Genomic DNA, 22,833 nt, shown 5'->3' on the forward strand with positions numbered 1-22,833 from the left:
CCGAACGCCTCTCGGGCCGACTTCGTGGCGCGTACTCTCCGCAACTCCGCCGCGTCCGTACGTGTACAAATTGATCACTTTCGGTGTCGAACCTGATCACGTTTCGTGCTGATTGATCGTGGCTGCCGACGCTTGATCCGGCCGGTCCTGCTCAGTTGCGCGGTTCGCGTGCGTCGGCACCCGAAAACCGCAGGTCAGGACATGTCCGTTAGGCTCGGCGCGTGGCTTCTGAGACGGTTCCGGCCGGACGGCGCAGATCGAGTGCGGTGGGAGTGCTGGTCGGCACGGCCGGACTCCTGGCCGCGGTGGTGGCGATCGCGCTGACCGCGTTGTCCGCGAGCGACGCCTACGCCGCCTACGGCCTGCCGGACCCCGGCGCGGTCACCAGGTTCGGGCTGCCCGTGGCGCGGGTGCTGGCCGAATCCGGCGCGGTGGTGTGCATCGGTTCGCTGCTGCTGGCCTCGTTCGGCATCCCGGCGCGGCGATCCGGGCCGTTGACGGCCGACGGCTACGCGGCGGTGCGGGCCGCAGGCTGGGCGGCCGCGCTGTGGTGCGTCGGCGCTGTATTGCTGGTGCCGTTCACTGCCGCGGACGCCACCGGACGTCCGGTGAGCGAGGTGCTCGACAGCACCGTGCTGTTCGGCCTCGTGGACGCGTTGGAAGAGGCCAAGTCGTGGCTGATCACCGCGGTGATCGCGTTCGTGCTCGCCGTCGCCTGCCGGATCGTGCTGTCGTGGGGCTGGACGGTCGCGCTTTTCGCGCTGTCGCTGGCCGGGATGCTGCCGCTGATCGCCACCGGGCACTCCGCCAGCGGCGGTGCGCACGACATCGCCACGAACAGCCTGCTGTTCCACCTGTACTCCGCGACGATCTGGGTCGGCGGGCTGATCGCCGTGCTCGCGCACCTGGCGCGCAAGGGCGCGCACGCGGGGCTGGTGGCGCGGCGGTTCTCCAAGATCGCGCTGGTGTGCTGGATCGTGATGGCGGTCTCCGGCGTGCTCAACTCCTACGTGCGGGTGCCGCCGGAGCAGTTGTTCACGACCACCTACGGGGCGTTGGTCGTGGTCAAGGTGCTGTGCCTGGCGCTGCTCGGTGTCATCGCGTACTTCCAGCGGGAACGCGCGGTCAAGCGGATCGAGGAAGGTGCCGGGCGCAACGCGCTGCTGCGGCTGGGCGCGGTCGAGGTCCTCGCGATGTTCGCGACCATCGGTGTCGCCGTCGCGCTCGGACGTACGCCGCCGCCCGCGGAGCTCGGCCCGCTGCCCTCGCGGGTGGAGCTGCTGGTCGGGTACCCGATCGAACCGCCGACCGTGCTGCGGCTGCTGTTCGACTTCCGCTTCGACCTGGTCTTCGGGACGTTCTCGATCGCGTTGGCCGCGCTGTACGTGTGGGGCGTGGTCAAGCTGCGGCGGCGCGGCGACCGGTGGCCGGTGGGGCGCACCGCGGCGTGGCTGCTCGGGTGCGCGTCGATCCTGATCGCCACCTCGGCGGGCATCGGCCGGTACGCGCCCGCCATGTTCAGCGTCCACATGGGACAGCACATGGTGCTGTCGATGCTCTCGCCGGTGCTGCTGGTGCTGGCCGGGCCGACGTCGTTGGCGCTGCGGGTGCTCAAGCCGGCCTCGAAGGACCAGCCGCCGGGGCCGCGGGAGTGGTTGCTGGCCTTCCTGCATTCGCCGCTCACGCGGCTGCTGACCAACCCGCTGGTGGCGTTGGCGCTGTTCGTGGGGTCGTTCTGGGCGCTGTACTTCTCCGGGTTGTTCGACGCGGCGCTGTACGAGCATTGGGCGCACCTGGCGATGAACGCGCACTTCCTGCTGGTGGGCTACGTCTTCTACTGGCCGGTGATCGGCATCGATCCGGCGCCGCGGCAGCTGCCGCCGCTGGTGAAGGTCGGGCTGGTGTTCGCTTCGATGCCGTTCCACGCGTTCTTCGGCATCACGCTGATGATGTCCAAGACGGTGATCGGCTCGGACTTCTACCGCGGGCTGGCGCTGCCTTGGGTGCCGGACCTGCTGGCGGATCAGAACCTCGGCGGGGGCCTCGCGTGGGCGTCCGGAGAAGTGCCGTTGGTCGTGGTGATGCTGGCGCTGCTGATCCAGTGGTCGCGCGCGGACGATCGGGCCGCACGGCGGATCGACCGCAAGGCCGATGCGGACGGGGACGCGGACCTCAAGGCGTACAACGAAATGCTGCGCCGCCTGTCGGAGGGCGACACGTCCGGCAGCCGCTGAGTTGTCCACAACAGCCGCGTCCGTCCACAGATCGTGAAATCGAGGTGGCGGCGCGTGATCGGCGCACCGCAAGCTGGATTCAGGCCGAGATCCGGCCCGGCGCTTTCGTCCGAGGGGCGGGCGCCGCACGGGACAGCGAGGCGGTAGTGATGTTCGAAACCGGTGTGGCGGTCGTGGGAACGGTGCTGACCGAGCCGCGGACCCGCGAGGTGTCCGGCAGCAAGGTAGTCAGCTTCCGGGTGGGCAGCAGTGCCCGGCGCTTCGACAAGACCACCGAGCAGTGGGTGGACGGTGATCGGCTGGTCGCCACCGTGAACTGCTGGCGGCGGGTGGCGGACGGAGTGGACGGCGTGGTCGCGAAGAGCGCGCCGGTGGTCGTATCCGGCCGGTTGCGCACGCGGGAGTACGAGCTGCACGGGCAATGGCGAACCTCGGTCGAGATCGAGGCGAACGCGGTGGGGCTGGATCTGGCGCGCAGCAACCGTTTTCCGGAGCCGGAGGCGGCGCCCGCAGCGGTCGGCGGCACCGGCGGTTCGCGCGGATTCGACGCGGGAAAGGTCACCGCGGCCCGTCCCGGCTGATCTTGCAGCCGGTTGACCAGCGGTGATGATGTTGCCAGGGGTGTTCGTGAGCAGTCGGTGCACCGCTGTCGGGGCGGCAACCGACGGCGGTGCACGAGACGACACGGGCCGCATCTACGATTTGGGGTATGGCCGAGTTCGTTTACACCATGAAGAAGGTGCGGAAGGCGCACGGGGACAAGGTCATCCTCGAGGAAGCGACCCTCCAGTTCTACCCCGGTGCGAAGATCGGCGTCGTCGGTCCCAACGGCGCCGGCAAGTCGACCGTGCTCAAGATCATGGCTGGACTCGAGCAGCCGGACAACGGTGAGGCGTTCCTCTCGCCCGGTTTCACGGTCGGCATCATGCAGCAGGAGCCGCCGCTGAACGAGGAGAAGACCGTCCTCGGCAACGTCGAGGAAGGCGTCGGCGAGATCATCCAGAAGCTGCACCGCTTCAACACGATCGCCGAGCAGCTCGCCACCGACTACACCGACGAGCTGATGGAGGAGATGGGCCGGCTCCAGGAAGAGCTGGACCACGCCGACGCCTGGGAGATCGACTCCCACCTCGAGCAGGCGATGGACGCGCTGCGCTGCCCGCCGCCGGACGCCCCGGTCACCCAGCTCTCCGGTGGTGAGCGCCGCCGGGTCGCGTTGTGCAAGCTGCTGCTGAGCAAGCCGGACCTGTTGCTGCTGGACGAGCCCACCAACCACCTCGACGCCGAGAGCGTGCTGTGGCTGGAGCAGTTCCTGCAGAACTACGAGGGCGCCGTGCTGGCCGTGACGCACGACAGGTACTTCCTGGACAACGTGGCCGGCTGGATCCTGGAGCTGGACCGCGGCCGGACTTACCCGTACGAGGGCAACTACTCCACTTACCTGGAGAAGAAGCAGGAGCGGCTGGCCGTGCAGGGCAAGCGCGACCAGAAGCTGCAGAAGCGCCTCAAGGACGAGCTGGAGTGGGTCCGCTCCAACACCAAGGCGCGCCAGAGCAAGTCGCGTTCCCGGCTGGAGCGCTACGAAGAGATGGCCGCCGAGGCGGAGAAGACCCGCAAGCTCGACTTCGAGGAGATCCAGATCCCGCCGGGGCCGCGGCTGGGCAACCTGGTCGTGGAGACCGAGCACCTCAAGAAGGGCTTCGGCGACAACCTGCTGATCGACGATCTGTCGTTCAACCTGCCGCCCAACGGCATCGTCGGGGTCATCGGCCCCAACGGCGTCGGCAAGACGACCCTGTTCAAGACCATCGTCGGGCTCGAGGAGCCGGACGCGGGCAAGGTCCGGGTCGGCGACACCGTCAAGTTGTCCTACGTCGACCAGAACCGGGCCAGCATCGATCCGCAGAAGAACGTGTGGGAGGTGGTTTCCGAAGGTCTCGACCACATCCAGGTCGGGCAGGTCGAGATGCCCTCCCGCGCGTACGTGAGCGCGTTCGGCTTCAAAGGCGCCGACCAGCAGAAGCCCGCGGGGGTGCTCTCCGGCGGTGAGCGCAACCGGCTGAACCTCGCGTTGACCCTCAAAGAGGGCGGCAACCTGATCCTGCTGGACGAGCCGACCAACGACCTCGACGTCGAAACGCTCGGCTCGTTGGAGAACGCGCTGGAGAACTTCCCGGGCTGCGCCGTGGTGATCTCGCACGACAGGTGGTTCCTGGACCGGGTCGCCACGCACATCCTCGCGTGGGAAGGCGACGACGAGAACCCGGCCAAGTGGTTCTGGTTCGAGGGCAACTTCGAGGGCTACGAGAAGAACAAGATCGACAGACTGGGCCAGGAAGCTGCTCGCCCGCACCGTGTCACCCACCGGAAGTTGACCCGGGGCTGAACGGGGAGGCGTGTTGGCCAGCGTGCACGAGGCTCAGCCGAGCGGTGTGGCGCACGAGCTGTACGAACCCGCCTGGCAGATGCGATGGCGGGTACCCGAGCTTGCTCTGATGCTCGGTGATCAGGCCGTCGCGCAGGCCAGACGCCTCGGTGACCGTTCGTTGCGGCTGCGCGCCGAGGCGGTGGCGCTGTTCGCGTCGAACCGCCTCGGGCACGGCGTGGAGGTGACCGGTCGCGCGATCGCGGCCGTCCGCGACGCCGAGGCGGCCGACGACCACGAGCTCGCCACGGAGCTGCGGATCGAGCTCGCGTGCTGCGCGCGCAGCGCGGGCGGGCACGAGGTCGCGCTGCGGATCCTGCAACCGGTCGTCGAACGCGAACGGATCGAGCCGACGCTGCGCGCGCACGCCTTGATCGAACTCGCCGCGGCGCTGCCCGGCAAGCAGCAGGACGGCGAGCGCGCGGACGCGCTCGACGAAGCCGAACGCCTCTACTCCGCCACCTCCGAGCTCAACCGGGACACCAGCCGGGTGCTGCTGTCCCGGGTGCACACCGCGCGGGCCGGGAACCTGCGGCGCAACGGTGACTTCGAGGAGGCGGCGCGGGTCGCCGAGGCCGGGTTGTCGGACCTGGAGCGGCTCGGCGACCCGGCCGCGGAAAGCGGGGAGCTGCACGCACGCCTGGTGCTGGAGCGCGTGCACTCGTTGCTGGACCTGGGGCGTCGTGGTGCGGCCGTGGAGGCGGCCGCGCCGGTGGTCCGGGCTCCCGTACGAGCGGCCGCGGCCGGACCGTCCGGCTGGCTGCGGCTTGCGCTGGCCACCCGCGTGCACTTGCCGTCGGGAGAACTCGCCGCGGCGGTGCAGCTGCTCAACGACGCGGCGGCGAACGCCGAACGGCACAAGCTGGATTGCTTGCTCAGCGAGTCGCTGAGCATGTCCGCGCAGGTGCACGAACGATCCGAGGAGTTCGCCGAGGCGCTCACCTGCCTGCGCCGGGCCTACGCGGCCGACCGCAGGTGGCGTGCCGCGATGCACTCCGCACGGGTGCGGTTGCTGACGGAGTTTCCCGCGCTGGCCGAGGCGGGTGCCGCGCAAGGACGCGGTGCCAGAACCGCGCACCGGGCCGCCGAAGCACCGGCCCCTCGGCGCGCGGCGGATGCGCGTGAACAGTCCGATGGCCTTGCCGCTGCGGCGCCGCGGTCGCGGACGCACGCCGCGGAGGATCCCGCGCGCACCGCCGCGGACTCCGCGCATGCCGAGCACTTCGCCGCGGTGTTCCCCGGCGCAGTAGTGCCGGACGAGACGGCTTCTTCCGGTGGCGCGGGCGCGTCCGCTCCGGAGCGGACCGGCCGACCCGAGACGGCTGCACATCCGCACGAGCCCGCCGAACCGGAGGAGACGGCGGGACGCCGACGCGCCGACGGCACCGGCAGGAGCCGCGCGCACCGCGCCGCGGAGCCGCCGGCCGAAACCGAGTCGCCGTCATCGCGCAGACGGGACGCCGCTGAGTACGGTTCGCAGCATTCGACGCCCGCGCCGGAAAGTTTCGTCTCGCGGTGGGACGAACCGGCATTCGGGCGCGAGAGCGCCGCCTCCGCGGAGTCGGCCACGACGTTCGCGGCCGGACACGAGTTCCCGCAGCCGGAACCGCCGCAACCCGAGGCACCCGCCGAGCCCGAAGATCCGCTGGACGCGTACCGGCAGCCGGGCGAGGGCAGCGTCCGTGACGCCGCTCGCCGGTTGATGGAGACGCTGACCAGCAGGGTCGACGAGGATCGCAAACGGGCCCAGGACCCGCTGCGGCGCAACGCCGCGGACGAACCCTCCACCGGGCGAGGCGCGGACATGCCGGCTCCGCGGGCCCCGCAGCAACCGGCGACCGGCGGAGGCCGCCGCCGCGCTCCGGAACCGGACGACGAGGCCCCGGCCGGTCACGGCGGGGTGGACGTTCCGGTCGGCAACGTCACCTCGGCTCCGTTCAGCGAGGACTTCCCGGTCCGCGACTTCGGTTCGCGAGCGGACGATCCGCTGCGAGCCCAGTCCGACTCGGCGCCGGATTCCGCCCCGTTGAGCGGATTTCCGGCTCCGCGCAGGTACCGGGAGGAAACCGGCGACCCGGCCGCGCAGCAACCGCCGTGGGAAACCGCGCGCGCCGCGGACCGGTGGGACGAGCAGCCGCCCGCACCGGACGTCACCGCGATCATGCCGGTGATCGCGGTGCCGGAGGACGACGCGGAGTCGCACGGCGATGCCGTGCAGGTGGGTGCGGTGGAACCGGCAGGCGGTACCGAGCGCCCGGCTGCACCGCAGGCCGAGGACTCCGCCCCGCCGTACTCGGACTCGGCGGCTGGTCGGCTCGGTGCGCTGGACGAGTTCGCCGAGCCCTCGGACGGCGGCCGCCGTTCGCACGGGCGTTCGCTGGCCGAGATCCGCGAGAGCCTCGCCATGACGCAGGACCGCGAGAACGAGTCCCGCGGCGGGGCCCGGCACGCTCCCGCAGCTGACGACTACTTGCGTACCGATGCTGAACAGCTCGACGATCCACCGCGCTCCGGTGGTTCGTGGGCGGATCGCTACCTGAGCGCGTACGCGGGCGAGGACCACCGCGCGACCGGTCGCCGGGCGGCCAGGCACGCCGACCCGGACGAAGCGGCTGCGCCCGCGGCCTCCGACCCGGGTGCCTCGCTGTGGGATTCGGCGCCGTGGGAGCGCGGAACCGGCGATGCGGGCGACGGGTCGCAGGCTCCTGCCGACAACCTGCTGCCCGGCCCGGGAGTCCGCGGTCTGGGTGAATCCACCGGCGCGAACGCTGCGGAACCGGCGAGCAGGCACGCCGACCCCTCCTCCGAGCACGCGCGGTCCGCGGCGGAACTGCTCGCCAGGCACCGCGGTGCGGAACAACAGGCGCAGGACTCACCGCAAGGAGAAGTCGGCCTCGCGGACCTGCTCGCCGAGGCCCTGCTGGCCTACGAGAACGGCAGGCGCGGCGACGAGCACGACGACGGGCAACGCGCGAGCAGGCACTCGGACGCGGACGCGCGACCACCCCAAGAGTCCACTTCGGACTCCGCTGCGCCCGGTGCACGGCACCGCAGACCCGCGGATTCCCCTTCGCCGCACGATTCTTGGACGTCGCGCGGCTACTGAGACGTTGTGCCGAACGAGCCGGGAGCAACGGTGCTCCCTCCCCGCCGGTGAGCGGTCCAGCGGGCTTAGGGTGGAAACGTCCTGGCACAACGCGGTGCCGTCAAGCGTGGAGCAGCCTGAAGATGACCTCGAAATCCCGTTCCTCGACCACAGGTCCCGCCCCGGGCTACCCGGGCGCGCCGGAGAACCCGGAAGCCGCCAAGGCGTGGTTGCTCGACCGCGCCGCGGAAACCGCGGCCGATCTCGGTGAGCTGCTCAGAACCTACTACCGGCACGTGCCCGCCGAGGAGCTCGTCGGCGTCGAGCCGGACGAGCTGATCGCCGCGCTGCGCTCGCACTACGCCTTGGCCGCGGAGCGTCCCGCGGGCCGCCCGCTGGTGAAGGTGACCAACCCCAGCACCGACGAGGACGGCTGGGCGAACCCGGCCACCGTGCTGCAGCTGGTCACCGACGACATGCCGTACCTGGTGGACAGCGTGATCGCCGAGCTGACCCGCAACGGTGCGCAAACGCAGCGGATCATCCATCCGATCATCGTGGTGCACCGCGACGCCGCCGGCGCGCTGCTGGACGTGCGCCCGCAAGCCGATCCGGGCGCGCCGCCGCAGGACGCGCTGGCCGAGTCGTGGATGTTCGTCGAAGTGGACCGGATCACCGATCCGAGCCGGTTGGGCGAGCTGGAGCAGGGCCTGCTCACGGTGCTCAGCGATGTCCGGGAGGTCGTCGAGGACACCGAGCGGATGCTGCAGAAGGCCCGTTCGCTGGCCGACGCGCTGAACGAGCAACCGCCGCCGTTGCCCGCCGAGCAGGTGCACGACGGCGCGGAGCTGCTGCGCTGGCTCTCGGAGGGGCACTTCACCTTCCTCGGGTACCGGCACAACGAACTCGTCGAGCAGGACGGCGCGCAGCACCTGCAGCCGGTGCTCGCCTCCGGCCTCGGGGTGCTGCGCAGCGACGACGTCGCCGCCCGCGACCTGACCAGCGGCCCGGACGTGCTGGCGGGCGCCCGCGCGGGCGAGCTGCTGGTGCTCACCCAGGCCAGCGCACCGTCCACAGTGCACCGTTCGGTGCACCCGTTCTACGTCGGTGTGAAGACTTTCGGCGCCGACGGCGAAGTCACCGGGGAGCACCGCTTCCTCGGCCTGTTCACCACCACGGCGCTGCACGAGAACGTGCTCGACATCCCGTTCATCGAGCGGCGGGTGCGCAAAGCGATCCACAGCGCGGGATTCCCGATGGAGTCCTACTCCGGCCAGCGGATGCTGGAGGAGATCCAGAACTACCCGCGCACGGAGCTGTTCTCCACGGACCTGGAAACGCTGCGCGACACGGTGATCGGCGTGCTGGCGCTGGCCGAGCGCCGCAAGCTCAAGCCCTTCGTGCGCCGCGATCCCTACGGCCGGTTCTTCTCCTGCCTGGTCTACCTGCCGCGGGACCGCTACACGACGCGCTCCAGGCTGGCGATGCAGGAGGTGCTGCTCGACGAACTCGGCGGCGAAAGCCTCGAATACAGCACGCGGGTCGGTGAGTCGACGCTGGCGCGGGTGCACTTCGTGGTGCACACCAGGTCCGGCCCGCAGGCCGAGCCGGACCTGGCACGGATCCAGGAGCGGCTCTCCGACGCGATCCACACCTGGGAAGACCAGATGGTGGAGGAGCTCGACGTGACCCCGGAGGTCGCGGGACGACCGCGCCGGGTGCGCCGTTCGGAGGCCGCCAGCGAGGCCGCGCAGCGCTACGCCGCGTCGTTCCCGGAGGCGTACAAGGAGGACTTCGGCGCGGGCGAGGGCCTGCTGGACCTGCGCCGCCTGGAGTCGCTGTCCGACGAGCGCGACCTGCGCATGTCCTTCTACACGCCGCGCGATGCCACCCCGGGCGAGCGCCGGTTCAAGATCTACGTCGCCGGTGAGCGGGTGACGTTGTCGCGGGTGCTGCCGGTGCTGCAGAGCATGGGCGTCGAGGTGGTCGACGAGCGCCCGTACGAGGTCGTGCCGGAAACCGGCCACCGCTACTGGATCTACGACTTCGGCCTGCGCGTCGAGCCGGGCCTGCTGGAAAGCGGCGGCGCGGAACGCCTCGACACGCTGCGGGAACGCTTCGAGGACGCGTTCCGGGCGGCGTGGCTGGGCGACGCCGAGGTGGACCGGTTCAACTCGCTGGTGCTGCGCGCGGGGCTGAGCTGGCGGCAGGCTGCGGTGCTGCGCGCCTACGGCAAGTACCTGCGCCAGACCGGTGTGGCCTACGGCCAGGAGTTCATCGCCGACGTCATCCTCACCCACCGCGAGATCACGGTGGCGCTGACCGAGCTGTTCGAGGTGCGCTTCGATCCGAAGCTGGCCGCCGACGAGCGGGCGAGCCGCCAGGAGGAGCTGGCGGGCGCGGTGACCTCCCTGATCGACGACGTCACCAGCCTCAACGCCGACAAGATCCTGCGCAGCTACCTCAGCCTGGTCCGCGCGACGCTGCGCACCAACTACTTCGCGGGCGAAGGCACCCGGCCTTACCTGGCGATGAAGCTGGAGCCGAAGGAGATCCCTGGCCTGCCGGAGCCGCGCCCGCAGTACGAGATCTTCGTGTACTCGCCGCGGGTGGAGGGCGTGCACCTGCGGTTCGGCTCCGTCGCGCGCGGCGGGCTGCGCTGGTCGGACCGCCAGGAGGACTTCCGCACCGAGGTGCTGGGCCTGGTCAAGGCGCAGGCGGTGAAGAACGCCGTGATCGTGCCGGTCGGCGCGAAGGGCGGGTTCGTGGTCAAGCGGCCACCGCTGCCCACCGGCGATCCGGGCGCGGACCGGGAGGCGGGCCGCAACGAAGGCATCGCCTGCTACCGCATGTTCATCTCCGGCCTGCTGGACCTGACCGACAACCTCGTCGGCGGCGAGGTCGACCCGCCGCAGGACGTGGTGCGCCACGACGGCGATGACACCTACCTGGTGGTGGCCGCGGACAAGGGGACGGCGACGTTCTCCGACATCGCCAACGAGGTCGCCGGTTCCTACGGCTTCTGGCTGGGCGACGCGTTCGCCTCCGGCGGCTCGGTCGGCTACGACCACAAGGCGATGGGCATCACCGCGAAGGGCGCGTGGGAGAGCGTCAAGCGGCACTTCCGCGAACTCGACGTGGACACCCAGCGGGACGAGTTCAGCGTCGTGGGCATCGGCGACATGGCCGGTGACGTGTTCGGCAACGGGATGCTGCTGTCCGAGCACCTCAAGCTCGTCGCGGCGTTCAACCACATGCACGTGTTCATCGACCCGGATCCGGACCCGGCGAGTTCGTTCGCCGAGCGGCGGCGGTTGTTCGAGCTGCCGCGCTCCAGCTGGGACGACTACGACCGCGGCAAGATCAGCGAAGGCGGCGGGGTCTGGTCGCGCTCGCTGAAGTCGATCCCGCTGAACGACCGGGTGCGCACCGCGCTCGGCATCGACGACGCGGTGCGCGAGCTGCCGCCCGCCGAGCTGATCAAGCGGATCCTGCAGGCACCGGCCGATCTGCTGTGGAACGGCGGCATCGGCACCTACGTCAAGTCCGGCGCCGAGACCCACGCCGACGTCGGCGACAAGGCCAACGACGCGGTCCGGGTGGACGGCGACCAGCTGCGCGTCCGGGTCGTGGGGGAGGGCGGCAACCTCGGGCTCACCCAGCTCGGCCGCATCGAGTTCGCCCGCGCGGGCGGCATGGTCAACACCGATGCGCTGGACAACTCCGCCGGGGTGGACTGCTCCGACCACGAGGTCAACATCAAGGTGCTGCTGGACCACCTGGTCGCGGAAGGGCGCCTGGACGGTGCGCAGCGCAACGAGCTGCTGGCCGAGATGACCGACGAGGTCTCCGATCTGGTGCTGGCCGACAACTACCGGCAGAACGCGGTGCTGGGCGTTTCCCGCCAGCACGCCGCGCAGATGATGTCGGTGCACGCGCGGCAGATCAGCGCGCTGGAGGAGAGCGGCAAGCTGGACCGCGAGCTGGAGGCGCTGCCGACCAAGAAGGAGTGCCGGGAGCGGGAACGCGGCGGTGCCGGGCTCAGCTCGCCCGAGCTGGCCACGTTGCTCGCGCACGTCAAGCTCTCGCTTAAGGACCAGGTGCTGGCCAGCGACCTGCCGGACGCGGACGCGTTCAGCAGCAGGCTGCCGGACTACTTCCCGCAGCCGCTGCGCGAGCGCTACGGCGACGCGGTGCCCGCGCACCCGCTGCGCCGCGAGATCACCTCGACGCTGCTGGTCAACGAGGTCGTCGACGGCGGTGGCGTGTCGTACGCGTTCCGGCTCAACGAGGAGATCGCGGCCAGCTCCACCGACGCGGTGCGCGCGTTCGCCGTGGCCACCGACGTCTACGACCTGCCGCAGCTGTGGCGGCGGATCGAAGCGCTGGACAACGTGGTGCCCACCCGGGTCGCCGACGACATGGTGCTGGAGGTCCGCAGGCTGCTGGACCGCACGTCGCGCTGGCTGCTGCAGAACCGTCCGCAACCGCTGGCGATCGGCGCCGAGATCAGCCGGTTCCGGCCGGTGGTCGCCGACCTGTCCGGCAGCGTGCGCGGCCTGCTGTGCGGGCGTGCGGCGACCGGCGCGGACGAGAAGACGCGGCGGCTCATCGACGAGGGCGTTCCGGCCGACCTGGCCGAACGCATCGGCGTGCTGCTGGACACCTACGCGCTGCTGGACATCACCGAGGTGGCCGAGCTGGCCGAGCGGGACGCCGGGATCAGCGCGGAACGCAGTCCGCGGGAAAGCGCCGAGCTGTACTACCAGCTCTCCGAGCACCTGGACATCGAGCGGCTGCTGCTGGCGGTCAACGAGCTCGAACGCGGCAACCGCTGGCACTCGCTGGCCCGGCTGGCGCTGCGCGACGACCTCTACGCCTCGCTGCGGGCGCTGACGATCGACGTGCTGCGCACCAGCGACCCCGAGGAACCGGCCGCGGACAAGATCGCGCAGTGGGAGGCCACCAACGCCTCGCGCATCGGCCGGGCGCGGACCTCGCTGGAGGAGATCAAGCGTTCCGGCGGCTTGGACCTGGCAACGCTGTCGGTAGCGACTCGACAGCTGCGCAGCATGGTCCGCTGAGCAGCCCGGCCCGGACGCCCTTGGTGGGGTGTTGCCGGGCCGGGTGTCGGCGACGGGCGCACGGGGTGGGGCTGACCGGCGAGGGCGCCGCACACGGCCGACTACGATCTGGGGCAGCCCCCATTCGCCGACAAGGGAAGGACGCCGAGTAGTGGGCGCATTCGTCTCCGAAGTCCCCCTGCGCTGGTCCGACATGGATGCGTTCGGGCACCTCAACCACGCCAGGACGGTGACCTTGCTGGAAGAGGCCCGCGCCGAGCTGCTGTTCGGCGAGGCGGGCAGGCAGGGCATGCTCGGCATGGCCGAGGGCATGGTCGTGGCGCGGGTGGTCGTGGATTACCACACCCCGGTGTCCTACTCGGCGGGCACGTTGCAGGTGCGCATCTCGGTGCGGGAGCTGAAGGCCGCGTCGTTCGTGCTGGACTACTCCGCGTTCGCGCGCGGCTCGGAGGCGGTGGCCACCGCGGAGACGGTGCTGGTGCCGTACGACCTCAAGGCGGGCCGCCCGCGCAGGCTCACCGCCGACGAGACGGCGTTCCTCACCGAGTGGCAGCTCACCCCGGCCGCGGAGGAAGCGGGACTGCACCGTGCCTGAACTGCGGATGCCGGACCAGGTGGAGCGCGACGACCTCGGCGCCTTCGTGGCCCGGTCCGTGCGGCTGGACTCGCAGGCGGTGATCCGGCTGCGCAACCGCGGCGGGACCGGCCGCATCGACGTGTGGTCGGCGACCCCGTTCGACGCGTTGTGCACGCGCTCGGTCGAGGGCGAGGCCGATCCGGCCGATCTGAGCGTTTCCGGCAACGAGCTGCTGGCCGCGTTGACGGTCGCCGGTGGCCCGAAGATGGATCCCGGCCCGCCGCGGGACCTGCTGTGGCGGTCCGAGCTGCCGCCGGCCGAGGGCTGGCGCAAGGTCGACGACCTGCCCGCGAAACTGGTCGGCGAGGTCGCCGACCAGGGCGTCGGGGTGGCGAAGGAGAACGTGGGCCCGAAGGGCACGCCGCCCGCTTCGCTGATGGACCAGGAGGTGTTCACCGTCAGCGGCGGCGGCTTGGACGTGAAGGTGCCGTTGCGCTGCCTGTTCGTGGTCTCCGGGATGGGTTTCCTGCCGTCCGCGCCGCCGGAGTCGGAGATCGTGCGGGTCAGCGCCACCGATTCCTGGCTGCGCCTGGACTGCCGCTTCGGCGCCGTGGTCCGCCGCAGGCACGCCTTGCTGCCGCTGCTGATGTGAGAAGCTGTTTTTGATCTTGCTCTCGGCAGGTGTCCGGGTAGCGGAACCGCAGCGGCCGCGCCCCTGTCAGAACGGGCCGCGTCAGGCCGAGCGGGTGGTGCGGGCCATGAACGCGTCGACCGCCGAGCTCACCGCGCCCTCCAGCGGGCCGCGCCGGAAGAACTGCTTCCACAGCACCGCGAACCCGATGGAGAACAGCAGGAACAGTTCCGGCATGTACATGTTCAGGAACGCCACGAAGCCCACCGGCCGGTGCCCGTCCGGGGGGAACGCGGGGAAGTCCGGGATGCCGGACACGTCCTGGCCCATGCTCGCGAGATTCGCCAGCGTCTCCGGCACCCCGCTCAGCGGCCAGCCGCCGACGACGACCTGCCAGGCCATCACCAGCGCGTGCAGCGCGTACAGCGTCAACGCCATGGAGCCCGCCTTGACCAGCGGGGACACCGCGCGGCCCGCGCGGTCGGCGAGTTCCAGGCAGCCCGCCAGCACGGCGACCGCGACGCCCAGCGAACCCAGCAGCTCGAACGACGAGCCGCTGTGCGCGCGGGCGGCCAGCAGGAATTCGGGATGCCCGACCGGGACGGTGCCCTCCATCAGCACGTCCGGCAGGCGTCCGGCCAGCAGCGCCGAAACGGTGTAGGTCAGCGCCGCCAGGCCCGCACCGCCCAGCGCCAGCCGCAGCCGCACCGCGCCGGAGCGCAGGTCCAGCCTGCCGACCGCCAGCCCGGCCAGCACCAGCGCCAGGTAGGACGTCGCCGGGTAGAAGTCCAGCAGCAGCAGGTCCAGCACCCCGAGATCACCGATCAGGTGGCCGGGATCGATCGAGTTCACCGCTTCGACCATCATCGCCACCGGGCTGCCCTCGGTGACCGCGGCCCGCAGCAGGTACGAAACCTGCGGTCCGAGCGCGACCATCAGCACCGCCGAGATCGCCAGCCCGCGCGCCCGCATGCCGACGAACGGCAGCGCGAGCAGGAAGTACGCCCCGTAGAAGGGGATGATCACGGTGAGCAGGAACCCGGTCGCGTCGGTGCAGGTGGCCAGCAGCAGCCCGATCAGCACCAGCAGCACCGCGCGCACCGCGATGCGCTTCCGCGCGTCCCGCAACTTCTGCCCGGTCAACGGGGTGCGGCGACCCGTCAGCATCGCCAGCGACACCCCGGCGAGGAACGTGAACAACGCCGTCGCGCGGCCGCTGCACGCGCCAGCCAGCGCGAGCTCCACGGCGCCACCGCTGAACGGCGCACCGAAGTGGATCACGAACATGCCGAAGACGGCGACGAACCGGGCGAGATCCACGCCCAGCAGCCGCGGGGCGCGGCCGGTTCGGGGGCGCTGAACGCTCGGCTTGGCATCGTTGTGCGGTGCCGGGCTCGCTGCGGTCATGACGTCCTGCTGGAGACGGGAGGCGGAACTCGGGCGTACGACAACTTACCGGGCGGGTACTTCCGCCCCGGCCCATGGTCAGCAACGTGGAGGCCGCGATCACATCCGGCCTGGCCGGCGGCGTGTCGCGATCAAACGAGCCAGACCGCGGTGTTGCCCGGCAACCGGTCGCCGTCCAGTTCTCCGCTGGAGAGCAACACCTCTCCCGGAGGCAACGCCACCGGGTCCGGTGAGGCGTTCAACGCGCAGGTCAGGTTGCCCGGCTGCCTGCGGAACGCGAAGCAGCCCGACGGCGCGCCGAACCAGTCCACGCGATCTCCCCGCAGCGCCGAGTGCTCCTTGCGCAGTTCCAAAGCCCGCCGGTACAGCGACAGCGCCGATGCCGGGTTCTCCAGCTGGGCCTCGACGGTGTACTCCACCCACTTCTCGTCCATCGGCCACCAGCCGGCGGGCGCGGCGGAGAAACCGAACGGCGGCTCGGAGCCTTCCCACGGCATCGGGCTGCGCACCGGCGCGCCCGAAAGCCGGCCGGAGGCGCCGGGTGGCAGCACGAGTTCCTCACCGTTGTCCAACCCGACGACCCCCGGCAGCGCCAACGTGACCAACGCCAACGCGCGCGCTTGAGCTTGCGCGGTGGCACCGCCGCCGAACCGGGCCACCGGGTGCGTCCGGTCGTCGCTGGTGGCCACCCACACCGGCCGGACCCCGAGGCCCGCCGCCGACGCGAGCATCCGCGTGATCATCTCCTGCAGCGCGCCCGCGTTGAACGCGGTGCGCCCGAGGCGCAGGTCGATGCCGATGTCCCAGTCCGGCGGTTCGTCGTAGCGGTCGAACCAGGTTTCGTCGATCAGCACCCCAACCCCGCGGTCGGGGTAGTCCGACAACACCGGCCGCAGTGCCCGCAGCGCCTCCCGCACCGCTTCGCCTGCGGGTTCGGCGTTACCGGGGACCGCGCTGATGCGCAGGCCGTCGATGCCCCGGTCCAGCCAGAACCGCACCGCGTCCGCGAACTCCGGACGTCCGCTCAGCGCACCGGCCAGTGAGCGCTGCACCGCCACGTCCACGGCCACTCGCAGCCCGGCGTCGTGCGCCTCCTCGACGAGCAGCTCGAACGACCGCACGTCGCCCAGCACCGGGTCCACGCTGCGCCCGCGCTCATCGGTGAGCGGCGCCGCCAGCAGCGCGGTCAGCCACAGCGCGTCCACGCCGAGCAGCTCCAGGTACCCGAGCCGCCCGCGCGCACCGTCGAGATCACCGACGCCGTCCTCGCTGGAATCGGCGAACGAACGCAGATCGACCCGGTAGAAGACCGCATCGTGCCACCACGGGGTCAAGACCCCCTGCAGCGGTGCGAACGCATTCATCTCCGGGACAAGCTCTCATTCAGAACCAGGAGTTCATCATGCTGTGCGCTGCCATTTCCAGGTATTGCCACAGCCGCTCGCGGTGCTCCTGCGCCAGGCCGGCTTCGTCCACCGCGATGCGCATGCAGCGCAACCAGGCGTCGCGCTCGGTCGGTCCGACCTTGAACGGGGCGTGCCGCATCCGCAGCCTCGGGTGCCCGCGCTGCTCGGAGTAGGTGGTCGGGCCACCCCAGTACTGGATCAGGAACAGCCGCAGCCGCTCCTCGGCCGGACCGAGGTCCTCCTCCGGGTAGATCGGGCGGAGCAGTTCGTCCTTGGCCACTTCCTCGTAGAACCGCCGCACGATGAAGCGGAAGGTGGGTTCGCCGCCGACTTGCTCGTAGAAGGTCTCCGGTGCGCTCACGACTCCCATCCTCCCCTCCACCTGGTCGATGTCATACCTGGGCCGTTGAGTCGTACTGCGGTCGGCCGTTCGGGTAGGGCGGGTGGATGTCCTCGTCGTCGTAAGCGCGCTTGATCTCGGCGCGCAGCCTGCGCTGCACCGACCACTGGGTGCTCGGCCGGACCTTGACCGTCAGCCGCAGCGTGATCGTGTCCGAGGTGATCTGGTCCACGCCGAGCATCTCCGGCGGCTCGAGCACGTTCGTGGACAGCGGTTCGCGCGCGGCCGCCTCGGTCGCGACGTTCGTGGCGACCTCGATCGCCTTCTCCACGTCGCTGGAGTGCGAGACCGGGAAGTCCACCACAGCCACCGCGAAGCCCTGGCTGGAGTTGCCGACGCGCAGGATCTCGCCGTTGCGCACGTACCAGACCGTGCCGTTGAGGTCGCGCAGCGTGGTGACCCGCAGGCCCACGGCCTCGACCGTGCCGAGGGCCTCGCCGAGGTCGACGACGTCACCGACGCCGTACTGGTCCTCGACCATCATGAACATCCCGGACAGGAAGTCCCGCACCAGGTTCTGCGCGCCGAACGCGACCGCGACACCGACCACCCCGGCCGAGGCCAGGATCGGTCCGAGCTCGATGCCCAGCGACTTCAGGATGTAGACCAGCGCGAGGCCGAAGATCAGGAACGAGGTCAGCGACTTCAGCACCGAGCCGATCGTGCGGGCGCGCTGCGCCCGCCGCTCGGAAAGCAGCGCCGCACCGGCGGATTCGCTGCGGCGTTCCTTGAGCGGCTGCAGCAGCTTCGGTGTCTTGCCGCCGTTGCCGCGGGTCAACCGGGAGATCGTCCGGTGCACGAAGTAGCGCAGCACGAGCGCGACGAGCACGATCAGCAGGATGCTCAGCGGCTTGGCGATCAGCAGGTCCGAGTACATCGCCAGCCACTGGTTGTTCGTCAGGTCGAACACCGTCTGACACCAGCTGCCGTCGTCCTGGACGCAGCTGGGTTGGGTCAACAGCGGGGGTGTCATGGGTCGGGGGTCTCCATGCTCGGGGGCTTCGATCGACCTTATGGCTCGCCGAAGACCGGGCGGAACACCTGCGCGAGTGCCGGCGGAAGCGTTTCGGGGTTTGCGGACGCCCCGCCGTCCACAAACCCGTCGCTGTTCGCCGCCGCGCGGTGTCGCCCGTGCCTTCTGCGACGTTGTTCCGGGAAGCGACCGCTCAGGCGAGGGGGAGCCCGGTGGCCTCCGCTAGGAAGGCGATCTGGTCGGTCGCGAGCCCCACGGTACGCGACACCGATCGCGCGGAATGTCCCACCTCGGTCTCCCTGCGCAGCAAAACCGGCCGCTGCGCCGGATCCGAACTCGTCGCGTGCTGCAGCGCCGCGCACATCTTGCGCGCGTGGTTCGGATCCACCCGGGTGTCCGATTCGTAGACGGTCAGCAGCACGGCCGGGTAAGCGGTGCCTTCGGTGACCGCGTGGTACGGCGAGTAGGACAGCAGCCAGTCCAGCTCTTCCGGATCCTCGGCCGTGCCGTACTCGTCGTTCCAGGTGCGGCCCAGCAGGAACTTCTCGTAGCGCACCATGTCCAGCAGCGGCGCGGAGCACACCACCGCGCGGTACAGCTCCGGGCGCTGGGTCAGCGCGGCGCCCACCAGCAGACCGCCGTTGGAGCCGCCGGTGATCGCCAGTTGACCCGGCGTGGTCCAGCCGGTCTCGATCAGGTGCTCTGCCGCGGCGTGGAAGTCGTCGAAGACGTTCTGCTTGCTCTCCCGCATCCCGGCCCGGTGCCACTGCTGGCCTTCTTCGCCGCCGCCGCGCAGCGACGGCTCCGCCCACACGCCGCCCGCGGCGACCCAGGACAGGGCGATGGTGGAGTAGCCGGGCTCCATCGACAGCGAGAAGCCGCCGTAGCCGGTGAGCATCGCCGGGCGCGGGTGGTCCGGTTCGCGGGCGGGCGCGAGCACGAACATCCGCACCGCGGTGCCGTCCTTGGAGGTGTAGGTGACCTGCGAGGTGTGCACCTCCGGCAGGTCCACCGCGCCCGGAGCGCGTTCGGCGATCCGCGTGCGGCCCTCGGCCCGCGAGTACACGTGCACGCACGGCGGGGTCGCGAAGTCCGTCCAGCCGATCCACAACCGGTCCGCGTCGCCGTCGGTGTCCTCGTCGAGCGTGGTGAGCGCGGTGATCTGGCCGGTGCCCGGCAGCGGCACGTCCGCGGTGCGCTCACCGGTGACCGGGTCGTGCAGCGTCAGCTCGGAGACCGCGTGCCTGTTGCGCAGCACCACCAGCTTCGGGTCGTCGGTGCCGTCGTCGAACCAGCGCACCGCCTCCAGCACCGAGTCCGGTTCCTCCGGGATCAGTTCCGTCCAGTTCTGCGGCTCCGGCTCTTCCGGGTCGGCCACGCACAGCCGCCAGCGGTCCGCGCCCAGCGTCGTCAGCACGTACAGCCGCCCGTCCCGCTCCACCCAGGCCGAGACCTCGACGTCCGCGGAGATGTCCACGATCTGCCGAAGCTCGCCCCCGGTGGTCAGATCGGCGATCCACACCGAGTCGCGCGGGGCGGTGCCCGGACTCCCCCCGACCAGCAGCCAGCGGCCGTCCCGCGAGACGCCGGTGCCGTAGTAGAAGGTGTGGTCCAGGCCGTCGCCGTGGATCAGCTCGTCGTCGTCCGGGTGCCTGCCGATGAGGTGCCGCCACACCCTGCGGTGAAACTGCTCCTCGCCGTCCGGAACCGCTTCCGGCGGCAGCCTGCGCACGTAGAAGAACTCCGCGCCGCCGGGCAGCCAGGAGATCGACGAGTAGCGGCACCGGTCGATGGGGCCTTCGAGCTGCTCACCGGTGGTCACGTCCAGCACGTACAGCAGCGATTCCTCGTCGCCGCCGACCGAGATCTGGTACGCCAGCCGCTCGCCCTCCAAGCTCGGCGACCAGCTGTCCAGCGTCGTCAGCCCGCTCGGGTCGATGGTCGTCACGTCCAGCAACGGGCGTTCCGAGCCGTCGCTTTCCCGCAGGTACAGCACCGGGAATTCCTGCCCGGGATCGCGGCGGGTGAAGAACGCCCGGCCTGCCCGCCAAACCGGGGCGGAGACCGAACCGGCCGAGAGCAGCGAACGCAGCCGCTCGCCGGTTTCGGCGCGGCCGGGAAGCTCCTCCAGCCAGGCGCGAGCCAGCTCGTCCTGCGATTTGGACCAGGACTCGGTCCGCGGGTCCGCGGGGTCCTCGAGCCACCGGTACGGGTCGGCGACCCGCCTTCCGTGCAGCTCGTCGACGGTGTCAGCGCGTTCGGCGGGGGGATACGACATGGGCGGCGCAACCTTGCTCACGTCCGCCGACGATACGGGTGCGAAGCGTCGCCGCGGCGGCCTCGCCGCGGTGTCGGGCGAATTCACCCTGAACGATCAACATCCGAAGCAATACGATCGGCGTGGGTACCGGCGGTCGTGCCCGGCGTCCACGGGCGGGCCCGGTGTTCCCCGGCAGTCGTAGCGATCTCCGCATCGACACCGCGCCGCTAGCACGTGGCGAATCACACGTGCGTTCGGGGCAGCGTCTGTGGTCGACTGGTCCTGCCGAACGGTGGAGGTGGTCGCGTGCCCGACCGAAAACCGACTCCGACGGGCGCAGCCCACGGGCTGGCGCCCCGGACCGGGCTGTGCTCGGTTCCGTCCCGGACTGCCGGACCGTCGGGTGATCCTCCCGCGTCGTGGCGCAAGCGGCGGGTGCTGCTGCTGAACACGACCTTCGAGCCGCTGACCGCGCTTCCGCTGCGCCGGGCCATCGTGCTGCTGGTCTGCGGCAAGGCCGAGGTGGTGCACGGCGACTCCGCGGGGCTGATGCTGCATTCGGCCACCGCCAGCCACCAGGTGCCGTCCGTGATCCGGTTGAGCAACTTCGTGCGGGTGCCCTACCGCGGCCGGGTGCCGCTCACCCGCTCCGCGCTGATGCACCGCGACGGGCACCGCTGCGTGTACTGCGGAGTTCGCGCCGAGACGATCGACCACGTGGTACCGCGCAGCCGGGGTGGCCCGCACGCCTGGGAGAACTGCGTCGCCTGCTGCACCAAGTGCAACCACCGCAAAGCGGACAAGACGCTGAGCGAGCTGGGCTGGTCGTTGCCGGTGGCGCCGCGTGCGCCGCGCGGGCGGAACTGGCGGTTGATCGCGGGCCTGACGGAGACCGATCCGCAGTGGCTGCCGTACTTGGGTGAGGCCGCGGCGTAGCCGCCGCACTCAGGCCGCCGCACCGGCGAGCTCCGCACCGCCGCTGATCCGGACCCCGCGGTCCGCGCCGCTGATCCGGACCCCGCGGTTTTCGCCGCTGATGCGGACGCCGCGTTGCGCTTCGCCGGCCCGCAAGCCCGACTGCCCGCTGATGCGCACTCCGCGCTCGGTTCCGCTGATCCGGACACCGCGTTGCTCGCCGCTGATCCGCACACCGGCCGCAGCGCTGATCCGCACGCCATGCTGGCCGCTGATCCGCACGCCATGCTGCGCACCGCTGATCCGCACGCCGGCTTGCCCGCTGATGCGCACCCCGCGGTCTGCGCCGCTGATCCGCACACCGTGGGCCGCGCTGATCCGCACACCGTGGGCCGCGCTGGTCCGCACGCCGCTGTGCCCGCTGATCCGGACACCGCGCTGCTCGCCGCTGATCCGCACACCGGCCGCACCGCTGATCCGGACGCCGCTGCTGATGCGCACGCCGCTGCGCGCCTCGGCCGGGCTCACGCCTGCGCGCTCATCCAGGACACCGTTCCGGCCGCTGATCCGTACTCCGTGCCCGCTGATCCGCACGCCTTCGCGGCCGCTGCTCCGCACGCCGTGCAGCGCCTCGATCCGGCGCCTGCGCTTCTGGCCGCTGATGCGCACGCCCGCGGAGCTGATCCGAACTCCGCTGCGACCGCTGATCCGGACGCCGCGCTGCCCGCTGATGCGGACGCCACTGCGCGCGTCGACCCGGTTCCCGTCGGTGCCGCTGATGCGCACCCCGGTTCGCTGGTCAACGACGCTCGCCCGGTGCTCCTGACCGCTGATGCGCACGCCCGCCTGCCCCAGGATGCCGACGCCTGCCTGACCGCTGGTGCGCACCCCGCGCTGCGCACCGCTGATCCGGACGCCGTGCTGGCCGCTGATGCGCACCCCGCGCTCCGCGCTGCTGATGCGCACCCCGCGCTCGATCGCGCTGATGCGGACACCGCTGCGACCGCTGATTCGGACACCGCGCTGCTCACCGCTGATGCGCACGCCTGCCGCGGCGCTGATTCGGACCCCGGCCCGGCTGCTGATGCGCACGCCCCGCTCGGCGCCGCTGATGCGGACTCCGCGCTCGATCGCGCTGATGCGGACACCGGCCCGCGCGCTGATCCGCACGCCCCGCTCGGCGCTGATGCGGACACCGCGGTCGTCGCCGCTGATCCGAACACCCGACGCCGTGTGCACACCGTGTTCGGCAAGCGGCTGCGAGCTTGTCGAAAGAGTGAGAGTATTACGCTGAGCGGCGGTTTTGATGATCGACATGGTGTGCCTCCTGCGCTTGAATAGCCGAGTTATGGGCAAGTGATCAAATATGCAAGGCCCATACAGGTGAAAAACTAGAAGCGCGCAAGGGCTCGAACAAGCCGCCAACTCGCCGTCCA

The 22,833-nt window shown here is 70.9% G+C and carries 14 protein-coding genes; 8 read left to right on the top strand and 6 right to left on the bottom strand.

From position 1 onward, the window contains the following. Positions 1-221 precede the first annotated feature (221 nt). The 7 genes from INP57_RS15180 (at position 222) to INP57_RS15210 (ending at position 14,057) form a co-directional block, all read left to right on the top strand. A complete protein-coding gene (locus tag INP57_RS15180; RefSeq protein ID WP_200070876.1) occupies positions 222-2,234 on the top strand; it encodes a bifunctional copper resistance protein CopD/cytochrome c oxidase assembly protein in 2,013 nt (670 codons plus the stop codon). A gap of 149 nt (positions 2,235-2,383) precedes the next feature. Then, positions 2,384-2,815 (top strand): single-stranded DNA-binding protein, encoded by a 432-nt coding sequence (locus INP57_RS15185; RefSeq protein ID WP_200070877.1) that lies wholly within the window; start codon positions 2,384-2,386, stop codon positions 2,813-2,815. Positions 2,816-2,943: 128 nt separating this feature from the next. Then, complete coding sequence (gene ettA, locus INP57_RS15190) at positions 2,944-4,620, top strand: energy-dependent translational throttle protein EttA (RefSeq protein WP_200070878.1); 1,677 nt, start codon at positions 2,944-2,946, stop codon at positions 4,618-4,620. A gap of 13 nt (positions 4,621-4,633) precedes the next feature. Next, a complete protein-coding gene (locus tag INP57_RS15195; RefSeq protein WP_200070879.1) occupies positions 4,634-7,765 on the top strand; it encodes a hypothetical protein in 3,132 nt (1,043 codons plus the stop codon). 122 nt (positions 7,766-7,887) lie between these two features. Beyond that, positions 7,888-12,828 carry an NAD-glutamate dehydrogenase gene (locus tag INP57_RS15200; protein ID WP_200070880.1) on the top strand — a complete coding sequence of 1,647 codons (4,941 nt, stop codon included), beginning with the start codon at positions 7,888-7,890 and terminating at the stop codon, positions 12,826-12,828. A gap of 151 nt (positions 12,829-12,979) precedes the next feature. Next, positions 12,980-13,423, top strand: coding sequence for an acyl-CoA thioesterase (locus INP57_RS15205; protein WP_200070881.1), 444 nt, complete (start codon positions 12,980-12,982; stop codon positions 13,421-13,423). Beyond that, positions 13,416-14,057, top strand: coding sequence for a DUF8010 domain-containing protein (locus INP57_RS15210; RefSeq protein WP_200070882.1), 642 nt, complete (start codon positions 13,416-13,418; stop codon positions 14,055-14,057). Before INP57_RS15205 ends, INP57_RS15210 begins: the two co-directional genes overlap by 8 nt. A gap of 81 nt (positions 14,058-14,138) precedes the next feature. Here the strand turns inward: INP57_RS15210 and INP57_RS15215 are convergent, their stop codons facing one another. The 5 genes from INP57_RS15215 to INP57_RS15235 all read right to left on the bottom strand — a co-directional run bounded on the left by INP57_RS15215 (position 14,139) and on the right by INP57_RS15235 (position 20,500). Then, complete coding sequence (locus INP57_RS15215; protein WP_200070883.1) at positions 14,139-15,443, bottom strand: heparan-alpha-glucosaminide N-acetyltransferase domain-containing protein; 1,305 nt, start codon at positions 15,441-15,443, stop codon at positions 14,139-14,141. Between the two features lie 131 nt (positions 15,444-15,574). After that, entirely contained in the window at positions 15,575-16,807 is a 1,233-nt protein-coding gene (locus INP57_RS15220) for an alpha-amylase family glycosyl hydrolase (RefSeq protein ID WP_200070884.1), read from the bottom strand. A 19-nt stretch (positions 16,808-16,826) separates the two neighbouring features. After that, entirely contained in the window at positions 16,827-17,219 is a 393-nt protein-coding gene (locus INP57_RS15225; RefSeq protein WP_200070885.1) for a globin, read from the bottom strand. Between the two features lie 22 nt (positions 17,220-17,241). Then, positions 17,242-18,222, bottom strand: coding sequence for a mechanosensitive ion channel family protein (locus INP57_RS15230; RefSeq protein WP_200070886.1), 981 nt, complete (start codon positions 18,220-18,222; stop codon positions 17,242-17,244). Positions 18,223-18,415: 193 nt separating this feature from the next. Next, entirely contained in the window at positions 18,416-20,500 is a 2,085-nt protein-coding gene (locus tag INP57_RS15235; RefSeq protein ID WP_200070887.1) for a prolyl oligopeptidase family serine peptidase, read from the bottom strand. 288 nt (positions 20,501-20,788) lie between these two features. Here INP57_RS15235 and INP57_RS15240 point away from each other — a divergent pair, with 288 nt between their 5' ends. Continuing rightward, positions 20,789-21,418: an HNH endonuclease gene (locus INP57_RS15240; protein WP_200070888.1), complete on the top strand. Its 630-nt coding sequence runs from the start codon at positions 20,789-20,791 to the stop codon at positions 21,416-21,418. Between the two features lie 9 nt (positions 21,419-21,427). Here INP57_RS15240 and INP57_RS15245 read toward each other — a convergent pair whose 3' ends face one another. After that, positions 21,428-22,636, bottom strand: a complete 1,209-nt coding sequence (locus INP57_RS15245) for a hypothetical protein (RefSeq protein ID WP_233627632.1) — start codon at positions 22,634-22,636, stop codon at positions 21,428-21,430. Positions 22,637-22,833 lie beyond the last annotated feature (197 nt).

Source organism: Saccharopolyspora galaxeae, from assembly GCF_016526145.1.
GTDB lineage: Bacteria > Actinomycetota > Actinomycetes > Mycobacteriales > Pseudonocardiaceae > Saccharopolyspora_C > Saccharopolyspora_C galaxeae.

Excerpts from the sequence above, each read along its gene's own strand:
- INP57_RS15220 (WP_200070884.1), bottom strand. The coding sequence starts at position 16,807 with ATGAATGCGTTCGCACCGCTGCAGGGGGTCTTGACCCCGTGGTGGCAC.
- INP57_RS15225 (WP_200070885.1), bottom strand. The coding sequence starts at position 17,219 with ATGGGAGTCGTGAGCGCACCGGAGACCTTCTACGAGCAAGTCGGCGGC.
- INP57_RS15235 (WP_200070887.1), bottom strand. The coding sequence starts at position 20,500 with ATGTCGTATCCCCCCGCCGAACGCGCTGACACCGTCGACGAGCTGCAC.
- INP57_RS15200 (WP_200070880.1), top strand. The coding sequence starts at position 7,888 with ATGACCTCGAAATCCCGTTCCTCGACCACAGGTCCCGCCCCGGGCTAC.
- INP57_RS15185 (WP_200070877.1), top strand. The coding sequence starts at position 2,384 with ATGTTCGAAACCGGTGTGGCGGTCGTGGGAACGGTGCTGACCGAGCCG.
- INP57_RS15230 (WP_200070886.1), bottom strand. The coding sequence starts at position 18,222 with ATGACACCCCCGCTGTTGACCCAACCCAGCTGCGTCCAGGACGACGGC.
- INP57_RS15215 (WP_200070883.1), bottom strand. The coding sequence starts at position 15,443 with ATGACCGCAGCGAGCCCGGCACCGCACAACGATGCCAAGCCGAGCGTT.
- ettA (WP_200070878.1), top strand. The coding sequence starts at position 2,944 with ATGGCCGAGTTCGTTTACACCATGAAGAAGGTGCGGAAGGCGCACGGG.